Source organism: Gordonia sp. NPDC003376, from assembly GCF_053589235.1.
In genome coordinates this window covers 20,157-36,358 of record NZ_JBSFRM010000035.1, presented here as the reverse complement: position 1 = coordinate 36,358, position 16,202 = coordinate 20,157, and the positions used below count along the sequence as shown (strand labels likewise).

9 protein-coding genes are annotated in these 16,202 nt (G+C 67.9%); 8 read left to right on the top strand and 1 reads right to left on the bottom strand.

Translation table 11 applies throughout. The annotated features are described in order from the left end of the window. Positions 1-77 precede the first annotated feature (77 nt). The 8 genes from ACWDUA_RS23115 (at position 78) to ACWDUA_RS23080 (ending at position 15,029) form a co-directional block, all read left to right on the top strand. The gene (locus ACWDUA_RS23115) at positions 78-1,109 is read left to right on the top strand and encodes an alpha/beta hydrolase (protein ID WP_449753358.1); all 1,032 of its coding nucleotides are present in this window, start codon (positions 78-80) and stop codon (positions 1,107-1,109) included. Between the two features lie 293 nt (positions 1,110-1,402). Beyond that, entirely contained in the window at positions 1,403-2,875 is a 1,473-nt protein-coding gene (locus ACWDUA_RS23110) for an alpha/beta hydrolase-fold protein (RefSeq protein WP_449753357.1), read from the top strand. Positions 2,876-3,063: 188 nt separating this feature from the next. Further along, positions 3,064-3,627 (top strand): DUF732 domain-containing protein, encoded by a 564-nt coding sequence (locus tag ACWDUA_RS23105; RefSeq protein WP_449753356.1) that lies wholly within the window; start codon positions 3,064-3,066, stop codon positions 3,625-3,627. Positions 3,628-3,643: 16 nt separating this feature from the next. Further along, complete coding sequence (locus ACWDUA_RS23100; protein WP_449753355.1) at positions 3,644-4,642, top strand: cutinase family protein; 999 nt, start codon at positions 3,644-3,646, stop codon at positions 4,640-4,642. Positions 4,643-4,825: 183 nt separating this feature from the next. Continuing rightward, on the top strand, positions 4,826-5,836 hold the full coding sequence (locus ACWDUA_RS23095; protein WP_449753354.1) for an LLM class F420-dependent oxidoreductase: 1,011 nt from the start codon (positions 4,826-4,828) through the stop codon (positions 5,834-5,836). Positions 5,837-6,155: 319 nt separating this feature from the next. Then, a complete protein-coding gene (gene fadD32 / locus ACWDUA_RS23090; RefSeq protein WP_449753353.1) occupies positions 6,156-8,060 on the top strand; it encodes a long-chain-fatty-acid--AMP ligase FadD32 in 1,905 nt (634 codons plus the stop codon). A 94-nt stretch (positions 8,061-8,154) separates the two neighbouring features. Beyond that, on the top strand, positions 8,155-13,443 hold the full coding sequence (pks13, locus tag ACWDUA_RS23085) for a polyketide synthase Pks13 (RefSeq protein WP_449753352.1): 5,289 nt from the start codon (positions 8,155-8,157) through the stop codon (positions 13,441-13,443). A 35-nt stretch (positions 13,444-13,478) separates the two neighbouring features. Continuing rightward, entirely contained in the window at positions 13,479-15,029 is a 1,551-nt protein-coding gene (locus tag ACWDUA_RS23080; protein ID WP_449753351.1) for an acyl-CoA carboxylase subunit beta, read from the top strand. Between the two features lie 375 nt (positions 15,030-15,404). Here ACWDUA_RS23080 and ACWDUA_RS23075 read toward each other — a convergent pair whose 3' ends face one another. Beyond that, positions 15,405-16,154, bottom strand: coding sequence for a VIT1/CCC1 transporter family protein (locus ACWDUA_RS23075; RefSeq protein ID WP_449753350.1), 750 nt, complete (start codon positions 16,152-16,154; stop codon positions 15,405-15,407). Between the last annotated feature and the right edge of the window lie 48 nt (positions 16,155-16,202).

The following is a 16,202-nucleotide window of genomic DNA, read 5'->3' as shown; positions in this document are numbered from 1 at the left end:
GGACATCGGAGTGACAATCCGGTATCGGTGTCGTGGTGTGACGCTGATCGCCGGTGACAAAGGGAGATTTTCAGTCGATGGGTGCAGGTGGAATGAAACCGAAGGGCAGGCTACGACTCCGTAGTCGCGTGGTGGCGGTGATCGTCACGGCGCTGACCGTCGCGGGACTCGTCGGCACGGTCGCGGGAGTCGGCCAGGCGGATGCGCGGGTCAACGGCACCGCCGGCGTCAAGGAATTCTGGATCGATGCCTGCGGAATGCCGACCAACGGCGCCTTCGGCAACAAGTCGATGGCCCCGGGCAAGGTCAAGGTCCGTGCCTGGCAGCGGCCGGGCAACACCCGCACCGTCATCATGCTCGACGGCATGCGCGCCCAGTACGACTTCTCGGGCTGGGAGATCAACACCAACATCCAGGAACTGGTCAAGCGCGGCGTCAACGTCGTCGAGCCGATCGGTGGCCCGGCCAGCTTCTACACCAACTGGAACGCGCCGAGTAACTTCAACGGCCAGCAGCGCCGCTACATGTGGGAATGTGTCATCAACAACACGCTTCCCGCAGCACTGAAGTCGGGCCGATTCGGCAACTTCGGCACCAAGGGCGGCAAGTTCGCCATCATGGGTCTGTCGTCGGGCGGTAACGCCGCACTGACCCTGGCCACCAAGCGTCGCGACCTGTACTACGCCGCCGGATCGCTGTCCGGCTACAACTTCCTGAGCGCCCCCGGCATGCACACCATGCTGCGGCTGGCCATGCTCGACGTCGATCCCAAGCCGTGGAACGTCGATGCCATGTGGGGTCCGCCGTGGGACGGCCGCTGGTACGACAACGACCCGTCGCTGCGGATCAACCAGATGCACGGCATGAAGATCTTCATCGGTTCGGGTAACGGCCTGTTCGGGCAGTACAACGCCCTGCCGAACGTGTTCGACGACCTGTTCAAGGGTTCGACGCTGGAGATCCTCGCGTTCACCCAGGCCAAGGCCTTCGAGGGACTCGCCGCCCTGAACGGCCTGCCGGTCATGACCTACTACGCCAACGGCACCCATGCCTGGGGCTACTGGCAGGACATGGTCTGGAACGCCTACGCACGAGGCTTCTTCCGCTGACCTGCTGACCGACACATCAGACGACCCCGCCCGGGACCATCACGGTCCCGGGCGGGGTCGTCTCGTCAGGTCGTGGTGCACCGGACGGCCCGGACGTCCACTCCAGGTCACAGAAATCACAAAAATCTCATCAGTCACAGCGTGGCACTTCCCCAACCACTCCTCGGCCGTGTAAGAAACACCTGAGGCGAAATGACACCAGTGGGATCAAAGTGACTTGGGAGGCTGCTGGTGTCATGCTTCGAAAGGTGCAGACGCGCCGACCGTCATGGGGTGTGAAGGAGCTCGAGGGTATGCAACACGTCAGTGTGGGGAGAGACGGACGCCGCAGGCCCATCCGTGGGGCGATCACGATCAGCGTGATCGCGGTGCTCGTGGCCGTGGTGGCGTTGCTCGGGCAGCGTCCCGCGGCCGCCGACCCAGCCCCCGCGCCGGCCGCCCCCGCCCCGGCCGCGCCCGCGACGTCCGCCGCACCCGCTCCGGGTCCGGCGGCCCCGGCGAGCCCCGCGGCCACCCCCGCGACCCCGGCCGCCGCCCCGGCGCAACCGGCCCGGGTCACCAAGGTGTTCTGGTACACCGACCGACGTGTGGCGCTGTGGGTGTTCTCGCCGTCGATGAACACCGAGATCCAGGTGCAGCTGTTGCTGGCCCGGGACTGGTGGGCCAACCCACAGGCGAGATTCCCGCAATTGACGATGCTCGACGGCCTGCGCGCGCAGGACGACCAGAGTGGCTGGGTGATCAACACCGACGTCGTCGACTTCTACAAGGACAAGAACGTCAACGTGATCCTGCCGATCGGCGGGGAGTCGAGCTTCTACACCGACTGGAAGGAACCCGACCGCGGCAAGAACTACCAGTGGGAGACCTTCCTGATCCGCGAACTGCCGCCGATCATCCAGGGTGACTGGCGGTCCACCGACGTCCGCGGTATCGAGGGACTGTCCATGGGCGGTTCGGCGGCGATGATGCTCGCCGCCCGCAACCCCGGCTTCTACAAGTTCGCGGCGTCGTTCTCGGGCATTCTGCAGATGACCTCCTACGGCATGCCGCAGGCCATCCAGTTCGCACTGCGTGACGGTGGCGGCTACGACGCGATGAAGATGTTCGGCCCGCCCAGCGATCCGGCCTGGAAGGAACACGACCCGTATCTGCTGGCCGACAAGCTGCGTGGCACGAGTCTCTACATCTCCTCCGGCAACGGGATGGTCGGCCCGCACGACAGCCCGTCCGACATCCCGATGCTGGCCACCAACTACTCCGGTGTGGGACTCGAACTGCTCAGCCGCGTCACCTCCCAGCAGTTCGCGATCAAGCTCAACGAGCTCGGCGTCCCCGGCCAGGCCGTCTACCGGCCGTCGGGTACCCACACGTGGCCGTACTGGGAGTTCGAGATGCAGCAGGCGTGGCCGCAGGCCGCGGCCGCACTCGGGCTGTCCGGTGACAAGGTGGCCTGCCGGGTCGGTGCAGCGTTCAAGAAGGTCGCCGACCGTGCCAAACTCGGCGTCTGTCTCACCCCCGAGTACGGCGTCACCGGCGGCAAGGCCCAGGACTTCGTCAACGGTCGCATCATCACCGGGCCGAAGGGCCCCAAGGTGGTCACCGGTGCGATCGGGGGTGCCTACGCCGGGCAGGGTGGCCCCGGTGGCAAGCTCGGCCTGCCGACCAGTGACGAGCAGCCCTGGCGGGACAAGGGAGCGTTCCAGACCTTCGAGCACGGGCGGATCAACTGGACCCCGCGCGGTGGGGCGCAGATCACCCGCTGAGGCGGCAAGTGTGGGCGTCAGGTGTGGCTCCCCTGAGATCACTGTGAGAGTTGGCAGGGTTTTCGCAGGTGGGCTGCTCTGGGTGGCCGAGACGGTCGGCGACGGCGGGTAGCCTAGCGCTGGCGGTCGGGGAGACCCCGGCGTCGGGCGATTCGAAGGTCGCCGGGCGGTTGAGCGAGGAAGTGATGATGACGAAGTACCTGCGGCTGGGGCTGCTGATGGCCGGTGCGGTGTGTGCGCTCGGCTCGGTCGCGGCATGTGCCGACGACTCGACGGCGAGCGCGCCGATCACCAGCGCCCCGGTGACCACCACGTCGGTCTACTCGTCGTCGCCGAGTACGTCGGTCGCCGCGAGTTCGGCGGCGCCCGCAGGTTCGGGAAGTGCGTCGCGATCCGCCTCGTCGGCCCCGCGGGCCGGTTCGAGCCTGCCGGCGACGGCACCGTCCGGTGCGACCACCACCACCGCTGCCGACGGAGATTTCGCCGCACCGCAGGGACATACGCTGACCGACAAGGATCGCAAGTACCTCCAGGCGTTGCGTGATCAGAAGGTGTCGATGCTCGGCGACACCGACAACGGCGTCGCGCTGACCCTCGCGAACTACGTCTGCACCGCCGAGCAGAAGAACACCGATCCGGTCACCGTGAAGGGCTATGTCACCGCTCTGGTGTCGCCCGGCACCAACAGTGCCCAGGAGGCGAATGCCAAGGCCGACAAGGTGATCAAGGCCGCCGAGCAGAACTACTGCTGAGGCGCGGATTCGACCTGTGAACTCCCGACGCACAGCGCCGCGCCGACGGCGGCGCGGCCTGGCCCTGTTCATCTCGTTCATCGCCCTGATCGCGGTGATCGCACTGGTCCTGATCCTGATCTGGGTGAAGGGCCTGTTCACCGCGCCGCCCGAACAACCGGGCGGACGCCCGCCGGGCAGCTCCACCCCCACCACGCGCCCGGAGGCGCAACCGGCGTCGTGCCCGGACATGGTGACCCTGGTCGTGCCGGGCACCTGGGAGTCCACCACCGGCGACGATCCGCTGAATCCGACGTCCAAACCGGCGTCGTTGCTGCTGCGTGTCTCCAAGGCGCTGCAGAACGAGTACCCGTCGTCGCGCACCGAGGTGTACACGGTCCCCTATGTCGCGGAGTTCCGGAATCCGACCAACCTGAGCGACCACCAGACCGACTACAACGACTCCCGCACCCAGGGGTACAAGCGGGCCGCCGGCAAGATCATCGCCACCCACGAGAAGTGTCCGCTGACCACCTACCTGATCCTCGGTTTCTCCCAGGGGGCGGTGATCGCCGGTGACCTCGCGAGTGCGATCGGAAACGGGCGCGGCGTTCTCCCGGAGGGTGAGGCGGATCTCGTGCGCGGTGTCGGACTGATCGCCGACGGCCGCCGTGTACCTGCCGAGGGCCGCCACATCGGACCGAACCCGCCGGGGGTCGGCGCCGAGGTCTCGTTGGGTGGGATGGGCAGCCTGGTCCCGGGGATCACCATGACCGGCCCCCGCACCGGCGGCTTCGGCAGCTTGCAGGATCAGGTCGTGACCATCTGTGCGCCAGGCGATCTCATCTGCGACGCCCCGACGGTCACCAATCCTCTCGGTGCCCTGAACCAGTTGATGGGTGCGATCAACAATCCGGTCCATGCGATGTACGCGACCAAGAAGTACTGGTCCCTGGGCGGCTCCTCGGCGACCCAGTGGATGTACGGATGGGCCACCGGCGTGATCGACGAGGCACCCCGCCCGGCCCACAACTGAGCCCCGCCGCGCCTGGCAGGTCGGTGGGAACTCGCTGATCACCGTCACGAACCGTTTGGTCAGGCCCGCATGCTGCACTAACGTGGGCTGCTGGTTCGCGGATGTCGTCCCTTCGGGGTAACCCGCGGAGACCACGACACCAACGCCACGACGGCAGCGGGCACACCGAACGAGGAGACATCGATGACGCAGGTCGAGGCCGAACGGCCGGACGAGCCGACCGGGCTGCGTAAGTTCCGGTTCGGCGCCGGCGGTGAGGGCAACAAGGACGAGGGTGGTGCCCGCAAGTTCGTCAAGCTCGCCCAGGCCGCCGAGGAGTACGGCTACGACACCTTCGCGGTGCCCGACCACCTCGGCAACCAGGTCGGTCCGCTCGCCGCGCTCGGCGCACTGTCCCAGGCCACCAGCACAATCCGCCTGGGTACCTCGGTGCTCGCCAACGGCTTCCGTCACCCCGCGATCCTGGCCAAAGAGGCCAACACCATCGACGTGCTGTCCAAGGGGCGTCTGGAGCTGGGTATCGGCGCCGGGTGGATGAAGGAAGAGTTCGACAAGGCGGGCATCGAGTTCGAGTCGCCCGGTACCCGAATCCGTCGCCTCGACGAGTCGCTCACCATCCTCGACCGGCTGATGCGCGGGGAGACCGTCGACTTCGACGGCGAGTTCTACCAGATCTCCGGCCTCGAGGGCAGCCCGCGCCCCCGGCAGGGCCCGCGCCCGCCGATCGCCGTCGGTGGTGGCGGACCCAAGATGCTGGCACTCGCCGCCAAGCACGCCGACATCATCTCGGTGGCCCCCGGCACCACCCCCGACGGCAAGATGAAGCTGTCGGACATGACCATCGAGAAGACCGCGGCACGCGTCGACCGGATCCGTGAGGCGGCCGGGGATCGGTTCGGTGAGATCGAACTCAACTGGACCATCGCCGTCATCGTCATCACCGATGACCGCACCGCGACGGCCGAGATGGCGCTGAAGGCCCTCGACCAGGGCTACCCGCCGAACATCGAGCGCGACACCGAGTTCACCGTCGACGACGTGCTCGATTCGCCGTACATCGCGATCGGGTCGTTCGAGCAGATCGCCGACCAGATCCGGGAGGTGCGGCGCCGCACGTCGATGTCCTACGTCGGTGTGTTCCCCACACAGATGGACGCGTTCGCGCCGATCATCCCGCTGCTCAAGGGGGAGTAGGATGTCGGTTTGGTCTGGGGCGAACTGCGAAGAGACGCTGACCGAGTAGGCGTAGGCGGCTGCGGACAGTGATCGTTCCGCAGCCCGCCGATCACGAGACAAGCGAGTAAGAGACAACGATCACGTCCGATTCGAATGGGTAAACAGGACTGCGCTACCGTGTCACGCGGTAGCCCGGAGTGGGTGCCGAGCCGACCACCCGCCCGCCGGCCGAGACCGGCTGAGCAGGGTCGGTCGACGTGGTGCAACGGGGAGCACCGCGTGGCGCGGACAACGCGCCCCGGTCCGGTGGTCCATGCCGGGGGCACAGGAGTTATGAATGCTGAACACTGAATTTGAGCAGTTCCTCGACGAGAACGGCCAGCTCCACTTCAACGAGGATGCGACGCTGGTCGACTACGTCGAACGCAACGTGCGTGAGCAGGCCGACACGCTCGCCTATCGGTTCATCGACTACAGCCGCGAACGCGACGGCGAACGTCAGGACCTGACCTGGGCGCAGTTCGGCAAGCGCCTACGCGCCGTCGCGGCCCGGCTGCAGCAGGTCACCAAGCCGGGCGACCGGGTGGCGATCCTCGCCCCGCAGTCGCTCGAGTACGTGATCGGCTTCTTCGCCGCCCTCTACGCGAGCAATGTCGCGGTGCCGCTGTTCAGCCCCGACGAGCCCGGCCACACCGACCGGCTCACCGCGGTCCTCGCCGACTGCGAACCCACCGCAATCCTCACCTCCACGAAGTCCGCCGAGGCCGTGCGCGACTTCTTCTCCGACCGTCCGGCCAAGCAGCGTCCGCGCGTCATCGCCGTCGACGCCGTGCCGGATTCGGTGGGGTCGAGCTGGGTGGCGCCGGTCGCCGGCAAGGACCACAACCGCGACACCGTCGCCTACCTGCAGTACACCTCCGGGTCGACCCGCGTCCCGGCCGGTGTGGAGATCACCTATCAGGCGGTCGCCGCGAACTGCCTGCAGATCTACGACTGCATCGAGATCGACCGCAACGCGCGCGGCGTCACCTGGCTGCCGATGTTCCACGACATGGGTCTGCTGACGGTGATCCTGCCCGCCCTCGGCGGCAAGTACATCACCATCATGAGTCCGCAGGCGTTCGTGCGTCGCCCGGGCCGGTGGATCCGTGAGCTCGCCGCCGACGACGACAACGCCCCCACCTACGCCGCCGCGCCGAACTTCGCCTACGAGCACGCCGCCGCGCGCGGCCTGCCGAAGCCGGGCGAGAGCCTCGACCTGTCGAACGTGATCGGCCTGATCAACGGGTCCGAGCCGGTCACCGTCAGCTCGATGAAGAAGTTCAACGAGGCCTTCGAGCCGTACGGCCTGCCGAAGACCGCCATCAAGCCGTGCTACGGCATGGCCGAGGCGACGCTGTTCGTCTCGGCGACCCAGCGCGACAACGAGGCCAAGATCGTCTACGTCGACCGCGAGGAGCTCAACGCCGGGCGCATGGTGGTCGTCGACGCCGACGCGGCCAATGCCGTCGCCCAGGTGGCGTGTGGTCAGGTCGCGCTGAGCCAGTGGGCCGCGATCGTCGACGCCGAGACCGGCGAGGAACGCCCCGACGGCCATGTCGGCGAGATCTGGCTGCACGGGCTCAACATCGGCGCCGGCTACTGGAACAAGCCGGAAGAGACCAAGGACACCTTCCAGAACACCATCAGCAAGGTCCTGCCCGCGGGCAGCCACACCGCCGGTGCCCCGGCCGACGCCCAGTGGATGCGCACCGGCGACTACGGCGTGTGGTTCGACGGGGAGCTCTACATCACCGGCCGCGTCAAGGACCTGGTGATCGTCGACGGTCGCAACCACTACCCGCAGGACATCGAGTTCAGCGCGCAGGAGGCGAGCACCGCCCTGCGTCCGGGCTTCGTCGCCGCCTTCGCGGTGCCGACCAACCAGCTGCCGCCCGAGGTCTTCGAGCAGTCCACCAGCGGCCTGACCTTCGACGCCGACGACGCATCCGAGCAGCTGGTGATCGTGGCCGAGCGCGGTCCGGGCAAGAAGACCGACCCGCAGGAGATCGCCGACACCGTCCGTGCGTCGATCGCCCAGCGCCACGGCGTGATGGCCCGCGACATCCTGCTGGTCCCGGCCGGGTCCATCCCGCGCACCTCCAGCGGCAAGATCGCCCGCCGTGCCACCAAGGCCGCCTACATCGACGGCAGCCTGCGGGGCGGCTACAAGCAGACCGCGTTCCCCGACAGCGGCGAGTAACGCACCGGTCCGTGCGCTCGATCTACGGACGAGAGCTTCACCCATCCGCAGGGCCCGCGACATCGTGGGCCCTGCGCCAATTAGTCTGGAAGCGATGTCTGAACTGAATAGCGAACAGCCAGAGGGTGTCGATCCGGGCGCCAGCATTGCGAACCACGCAGCCGACGGGGAGACCGCCGGCGGTCTGACCGTTCCCGAATTGCAGGACTGGCTGCGCGACTGGGTGTCCGCGGCCACCGGTGTGCCCGCCGATCAGATCTCCGACGACCGCCCGATGGAAGAGCTCGGTCTGTCCTCCCGCGACGCGGTGGCCCTGGCCGCCGACGTCGAGGACAAGACCGGTGTCATCCTCACCGCGACGGTCGCCTACAACCATCCGACCATCGCCATGCTGGCGAAGCGGATCGTCGAGGGAGATCCCGACGAGGGTCTCGACGCCGACGCCGACCGCTTCTGGGAGCGCGAGCGCGCCGCCGCCGACGACATCGCGATCGTCGGCTTCTCCACCCGCTTCCCGAAGGCCGGGCACACCCCGGAGTCGACGTGGGAGGCGCTGCTGGAAGGTCGTGACGGCATCTCGGAGCTGCCCGACGACCGGTGGGCCGAGTTCCGGTCCGACCCGCAGATGGCCGAGGTGCTCGCGCAGCGCAACCTGCGCGGCGGATACCTCGACGACGTCAAGGGATTCGACGCCGACTTCTTCCAGATGAGCCCGCGCGAGGTCGAGATGGTCGACCCGCAGCAGCGCCTGGCGATGGAACTGACCTGGGAGGCGCTCGAGCACGCCCGCATCCCGGCCAGCGACCTCAAGGGCGGCCAGGTCGGGGTCTTCGTCGGCACCTCTACCAACGACTACCAGCTGATGGCCGCGCTCGGCCTCGGCGAGGGATCGGACGAGACCGCCGCATACGCCCTGACCGGTACCGCGACCTCGATCATCGCCAACCGTGTCTCGTACTTCTTCGACTTCCACGGCCCGTCGGTCGCGATCGACACCGCCTGCTCGTCGTCGCTGGTCGCCGTGCACCAGGCGGTGCGCAGCCTGCGGTCGGGGGAGTCCGAGGTCGCCCTCGCCGGTGGCGTCAACCTGATCCTCACCCCGGCTGCAACGGTGGGCTTCGACACCATCGGAGCGGTCGCCAAGGACGGGCACATCAAGGCGTTCTCCGCCGATGCCGACGGCATGGTGCGCTCGGAGGGCGGCGGCATGTTCGTCCTCAAGCGTCTCTCGGATGCCCGCCGCGACGGCGACACCGTCCTCGCGGTGGTCGCCGGGTCGGCGGTCAACTCCGACGGTCGCTCCAACGGGATCTTCGCGCCCAACCCGGAGGCCCAGGTCGAGGTGTTGCGCGCAGCCTACGCCGACGCCGCACTCGATCCCCGCCAGGTGGACTATGTCGAGGCGCACGGTACCGGCACCATCCTGGGTGACCCGATCGAGGCCGACGCGCTCGGCCGGGTGGTCGGTCGCGGCCGCGTCGTGGGCGCCCCGGCCCTGTTGGGTTCGGCCAAGACGAACTTCGGCCACATGGAGTCCGCGGCCGGCGCCGGTGCGCTGGCCAAGGTGCTGCTCTCGCTGCAGCACGACACCATCCCGGCGTCGCTGAACTACTCCGGACCCAACCCCTACATCCAGTTCGACGCCACCGGACTCAAGGTGACCGCCGAGGCCACCGAATGGCCGCGGTACTCCGGGCATGCCGTCGCCGGTGTCTCCGGGTTCGGCTTCGGCGGCACCAACGCGCACGTCGTCGTGCGCGAGGTGCTGCCGTCGGATCTCGCCGACCCGGGCGCGGCCGAGGACGTCCGGGCCATCGCCGAGTCCGCGGCGGTCGTCGACGACCCCGACGACGAGGACTTCCTCACCGAGGCCGAGCGCGCGATCCTCGTCGCGCAGGCCACCCGGCCGGACGCGCAGGCCACCGTCGCCGAGACCGATCCCACCGCCGGGTTCGCCCCCGCCGCCGTCGAGGGATCGGTGGTGCCGCTGGTGATCTCCGGGTTCCTGCCGTCGCGCCGGCGGAAGACCGCCGAAGACCTGGCCGAGTGGCTGGAATCCGCGGAGGGCCGGGCCACCCCGCTCGCCGACATCGGCCGGGCACTGTCGCACCGCAACCACGGTCGCTCGCGCGCCGTGGTGATGGCACGCACCCACGACGACGCGATCGCCGGTGTCCGGGCCGTCGCCGAGGGCAAGGCCAATCCGGCCGTGTACTCATGCGATTCGCCGGATGCCGCGTCGGCGGTGTGGCTGCTGTCGGGCTTCGGTTCCCAGCACCGCAAGATGGCCAAGCAGCTCTACACCGAGAACCCGGTGTTCGCGAAGTACGTCGACCGCGTCGATGCGCTGGTGGAGAACGAGCTCGGCTACTCGATCGCCGCGATGTTCGTCGACGACGAGCAGACCTACGGCATCGAGACCAGCCAGGTGGGCATCTACACCATCCAGGTGGCCCTTGCCGACACGCTGCGGCACTTCGGCGCGCAACCCGGTGTGCTGGTTCCCCATTCGATGGGTGAGGCGTCGGCCGCCTACATCTCCGGCGGTCTGTCGCTGGAGGACGCGACCCGTGTGATCTGCCAGCGGTCCCGGCTGATGGCCGAGGGTGAGGCCACCCTGAGCGGTGACGACATCCGGCTGATGGCCCTGGTCGAGTACAGCGCCACCGACATCACCGATGTGCTCGCCGACTACCCCGATCTCGAGATCTGTGTCTACGCCGCTCCCACGCACACCGTGATCGGTGGTCCGGAGCCGCAGGTCGACGCGATCGTCGCGCGCGCCGAGGCAGAGGGCAAGCTCGGTCGCAAACTGCAGACCAAGGGTGCCAGCCATACCTCGCAGGTGGAACCGATCCTCGGTGAACTCGCCTACGAGCTCACCGGGATCGAGCCGCTGCCACTGGATTACGGCATCTACAGCTCGGTCGACCGCGAGGCCTACTACCGTCCGCACGCCGCACCGGTGCACACCGTGGAGTACTTCCTGAAGGGCCTGCGGCACAGCGTGTGGTTCTCCCAGGCCGTCGCCAAGACGGTCGAGAACGGACACCGCACCTTCATCGAGCTCTCGCCGAATCCGGCGGTACTGATCTCGGTGGCCGCGGTCACCTTCACCGCGGGCCTGCACGATGCGGAACTCGTCGAGACACTCAAGCGCAAGGAGGACGAGAGCCACGGCCTCGTCAACGCGCTGATGAAGCTGTACGTGCACGGACATCCGGTGGACGTCGCATCGCTGTTCGGCGCCGGCGGGTTCGCCGCGATCCCGCGGACCCGTTTCGACCGGAAGCCGTACTGGCTCAAGGCCCGCATCAGCTCCGGCGGAGGTGCCGGATCGGTGCCGGGTACGCACGTCGCCCTGCCCGACGGCCGGCACGCCTGGGAGGTGGCCGCGGCTGCGGTCGCCGACCCGCGTGAGCTCGTCCGTTCGGCTGCGGCGCAGGTACTCTCCGGTGCCGCGGTCGGTGCGGCCGTCGCCCACGGCGAGTTCCCCGCCGAGGGCACCCTCACCACCACGCTCAGCCCGCATCCGGGCGGTGCGTCGGTGACGGTGCACGTCAAGCAGGACAAGAACTTCCGGCTGTTGTTCGAGGCCGTCGTCACCGGTGATCCGGATGTCGCGGCCACGGCGGCACCTGCTGCCGTCGAGTCCGCCACGGCCGCGGCACCGTCGGGTGCTGCGGTGTTCGCCGACGACAAGGTGGTCGTCGAGGACGAGATCGTCGACGACATCGGCGCCAAATGGGACCCCGAATCCGGTGAGACGGTGGGTGATCGGCTCGCGATCATCGTCGGTGAGGCGATGGGTTACGACCCCCAGGATCTGCCGCGCGAGATCGCGCTGATCGAGCTGGGCCTGGATTCGCTGATGGCCGTACGGATCAAGAACCGAGTCGAGTTCGAGTTCGACATCCCGCAACTGCAACTGCAGGCGATGCGGCAGGCCGACCTCGACGACGTCACCAAGTTCGTCGAGTACGCCGTCACCCACCGTGACGAGCTGGACTCGCTGACCGAGAACGCCGCCGGCGGTGGCGAACTCGACACCGCGGCACTCAACGCCTACATCGACGAGCAGAACGCCAGGCGGGCCGCCGGTGCGGAGACCGGTACGAACGACGCGACCATTGCCATCGAACCGGTACCCGAACCGGCACCCGCTGCCGCAGAGCCCGAACCGGCTGTGGCAGAACCGGCCCCGGCCGTGGAGCCGGTTGCGGCTGCGCCGGCCACCGACATCACCGATCAGCGGGCCGTCGCCGAGGCGGCCGGATCGGACGTCCCGCCGCGCGACGCGGCCGAGCGTCTGACGTTCGGCGTGTACGCGGTGGTCACCAAGCGCTCGCCGGGCGGCATCTTCAACAAGCTCCCCGTGCTCGAAGAGGATGTGGCGCAGGCGCTCACCGACAAGCTCAACGAGCGCACCGGTGGGGACATCGACGTCGAGGACATCCTGGACGCCGAGACCGTCGAGGAGATGTCGAACTACGTTCGCGACTACCTCGACGCGTCCGCCGACACCGACGGCTTCCTGCGGTACCTGCGGTTGTCGCCGGAGGGCAAGAAGTCCTACGACCCCGCTGCCGGTGACCCGGTGCCGGTCCTGCTGTTCCACCCGGCCGGCGGCAACACCGCCGCCTACGAGGCACTGCTGAAGCGGCTGCCTGCCGACCAGCCGGTGATCGGCTTCGACCGCGGCGTCGAGGGGTCGATCGAAGAGCGTGTGCGCGAGTACCTCCCGCGTCTGCGCGAGGTGCAGCCGAACGGGCCGTACGTGCTGGTGGGATGGTCGTTCGGCGGTGCCCTGGCCTACGGCGTCGCGCAGGTCCTGCGTGAGCAGGGCGAGAGCGTCGCCTTCGTCGGTCTGATCGATGTGGTCCGTCCGCGTGAGGACATGACCGAGACGCCGGACACCAAACGTGCCCGCCTCGAACGCTGGAAGGACTTCGCGATCCGCAACTACGATCTCGACGCCGACATCCCGATCCCGATGGATCGTCTCGTCGACGCCGACGACGAGGGGCAGTTCGCGATCATCATGGAGATGATGTCGATGTCGGGGACCAAGATCCCCGGCGGCATCATCGAGCACCAGCGCACCTCGTTCATCGAAAACCGTGTGCTGAGCAACATCTCGCCTTCGCCGTATGACGGCAAGGTGGTGCTCTACCGTGCCGACAAGATGCATGCCGGCGCGATCGAACTCGAACCCCAGTGGGCCGAGATCGACGAGGACGGGCGATGGGGTGAGGTGGTCGACGACCTGGAGATCATCCACATCGGTGGCGATCACCTGTCGATCGTCGACGAGCCCTACATCGCGAAGATCGGTGCCGATCTCACCGAGCGTGTCGGTCGCATCCGGCCGGACGCCCGCTGACCGCGCACCTGTTTCCGAACCGAAAGAGACCGACCGTGACCGATACGACTGCTGCCAAGCTCGCCGACCTGCGCCAGAAGCTCGAACTGGCCAGGGAACCCGGCGGGGAGAAGGCAATTGCCAAGCGAGCCGCAAAGGGGATCTGTTCCCCGCGTGAGCGATTGGCGATGCTGTTCGACCCGGGCACCTTCATCGAGACCGGTGCGCTGGCCAAGATGCCGGGTGCCGCGGAGACGGGTTACGGCGACGGCGTGGTGACCGGTCACGGACTGGTCCACGGCCGTCCGGTCGCGGCGTTCTCGCACGATCAGACCGTGCTCGGTGGCAGCGTCGGAGAGATGTTCGGCCGCAAGGTGTCTGCGCTGATGGAGTGGGCGGGCAAGCTCGGCTGCCCGATGGTCGGCATCAACGACTCGGCCGGTGCCCGCATCCAGGACGCGGTGACCTCGCTGGCCTGGTATGCCGAGATGGGCCGCCGCAACGACCTGTTGTCGGGTCTGGCGCCCCAGATCTCGGTGATCCTCGGCAAGTGCGCCGGTGGTGCGGTGTACACCCCGGCGAACACCGACATCCTCGTCGGCGTGAAGGACCAGTCGTACATGTTCGTCACCGGCCCGGACGTGCTGAAGCAGGTCAACGGCGAGGACATCTCGGCCGAGGACCTCGGCTCCGCACACAACCAGGCACGCTGGGGCAACATCCATCACGTGGCCGACGACGAGGCGTCAGCATTCGAGTGGGTGCGTGAGTACCTGCAGTACATGCCGTCGAGCTGCTACGAGAAGCCGCCGGTGATCAACCCGGGTATGGAGCCAGAGGTCACCGAGAGCGACCTGTCGCTCAACGACTTCATGCCGGACAACGACAACGCCGGCTACGACATGCACGACATCCTCGTCAAGGTGTTCGACGACGGCAACTTCCTCGAGGTGGGAGAGCTGTTCGCGCCCAACCTGATCACCGGTTATGCGCGCGTCGACGGCAAGCCGGTGGGCGTGGTGGCGAATCAGCCGAACGTGATGTCGGGTGTGCTCGACACCGATTCGTCGGAGAAGGCGACGCGATTCGTCCGCATCTGCAACGCCTTCAACATCCCGCTGGTCTTCCTGGTCGACACCCCCGGAATCCTGCCGGGTCTGGCCGAGGAGCAGAAGGGCACCATCCGGCGGTCGGGCAAGTTCCTGTTCGCCTATGTCGAGGCCGACGTCCCCAAGGTGACCGTGGTGTTGCGCAAGGCCTACGGCGGTGCGTACGCGGTGATGGGCTGTAAGCAGCTCGGCGCCGACATCAACTTCGCGTGGCCGACGGCCAAGATCGCGGTGATGGGTGCCGAGTCGGCCGCAGCGGTGCTGACACGACGTCAGACCGAGGGCATGTCGGCCGCCGACGCCGACAAGGTCCGTCGCGACTTCATCGACTTCTACAACGTCATGATGGCGACGCCGTACCTGGCCGCCGAGCGGGGTTACATCGACGCCGTGATCGAACCCGCCGACACCCGCCTGCAGCTCCGAAAGGCGTTGGCCCAGCTGCAGGACAAGAACGTGCTGCGCACACCGCGCAAGCACTACCTGATGCCCATCTGACCGGCCTTCGTGAGCGATTGCACCACTGACCGCCTGGTGGTTGAGCCGGGACCGAGCCCTGTGGGGCGAGGACCCGTGTCGAAACCTGGTGGGCTGGCGGTGTCGGTGACCGGGGGCGGTCGCTTGGTGGGTTTGTCCGGCGGGGATTTCGACTCGGGTCCTCGCTGCGCTCGGTCCCGGCTCAATCATCGTAGGGTTCGCTGCGGTCGGTTCGGGCTCAATCATCGTAGGGTTCGCTGCGGTCGGTTCGGGCTCAATCATCGTAGGGTTCGCTGCGGGACCGAGCCCTGTGGGGCGAGGACCCGTGTCGAAGCCTGGTGAGGTGTTGGTGAGTTCATCCGGCGTTTGGTCCCCGCTCGATCGGAGGGGGTGACCTCAGCCCACCGCATGCCCGACGAGGCTGCCGATCGCATAGGTGACGGCCATCGCGATTGCGCCGCCGATCACCACCCGGGCCATCGGACGCCACGGCTTGGAGCCGCCCAGGACGGCGCCGATCGCGCCGGTCAGTGCCAGCGCGAGGATGACGGCGACAAAGGCGATCGGAATCCGTACGCCTGCCGGTGGGACCAGGATGGCGATCAACGGCAACAGTGCGCCGACGGTGAAGGCGACCGCCGACGAGAACGCGGCCAACCACGGATTGGTCAGTTCGTCCGGGTCGATCCCGAGTTCCACGTCGACGTGCGCGGAGAACGCATCGTGGGCGGTCAGCTCCCGGGCGACCTGGCAGGCGGTGTCGTGGGAGAGGCCTTTGGCCTCGTAGAGGCCGACGAGTTCATCGAATTCGGCCTCTGGTTGTTCGGCGAGTTCACGGCTCTCTTTGTGGAGCAGGGCCCTCTCGGTGTCGCGTTGCGCGCTCACCGATACGTACTCGCCGAGCGCCATCGACACCGCACCCGCGGCCAGGGCGGCGACACCGGCGGTGAACACCGGGCCGCGCTCGGCGGTGGCGGCGGCCACACCCACGACGATGCCCGCCGTCGACACGATCCCGTCGTTGGCGCCGAGGACCCCCGCCCGCAGCCAGTTCAGGCGGTTGGCGAGTGTGCCACCGGAATGTGGCTCGCCTGCGTGCTGATGGGGCGCACCGTCCGCACGGGTGTCGACACTCTCATCGCTCATGGGACCAGCCAACCGCGAGATCGGCTCACCCGCAAGCAAGGTGAGCCG

What these genes read in the sequence shown, in the direction of transcription:
- fadD32 (WP_449753353.1), top strand. Translation starts at nt 6,156, where the DNA reads ATGCTGAACACTGAATTTGAGCAGTTCCTCGACGAGAACGGCCAGCTC.
- ACWDUA_RS23105 (WP_449753356.1), top strand. Translation starts at nt 3,064, where the DNA reads ATGACGAAGTACCTGCGGCTGGGGCTGCTGATGGCCGGTGCGGTGTGT.
- ACWDUA_RS23095 (WP_449753354.1), top strand. Translation starts at nt 4,826, where the DNA reads ATGACGCAGGTCGAGGCCGAACGGCCGGACGAGCCGACCGGGCTGCGT.
- ACWDUA_RS23110 (WP_449753357.1), top strand. Translation starts at nt 1,403, where the DNA reads ATGCAACACGTCAGTGTGGGGAGAGACGGACGCCGCAGGCCCATCCGT.
- ACWDUA_RS23115 (WP_449753358.1), top strand. Translation starts at nt 78, where the DNA reads ATGGGTGCAGGTGGAATGAAACCGAAGGGCAGGCTACGACTCCGTAGT.
- ACWDUA_RS23075 (WP_449753350.1), bottom strand. Translation starts at nt 16,154, where the DNA reads ATGAGCGATGAGAGTGTCGACACCCGTGCGGACGGTGCGCCCCATCAG.
- pks13 (WP_449753352.1), top strand. Translation starts at nt 8,155, where the DNA reads ATGTCTGAACTGAATAGCGAACAGCCAGAGGGTGTCGATCCGGGCGCC.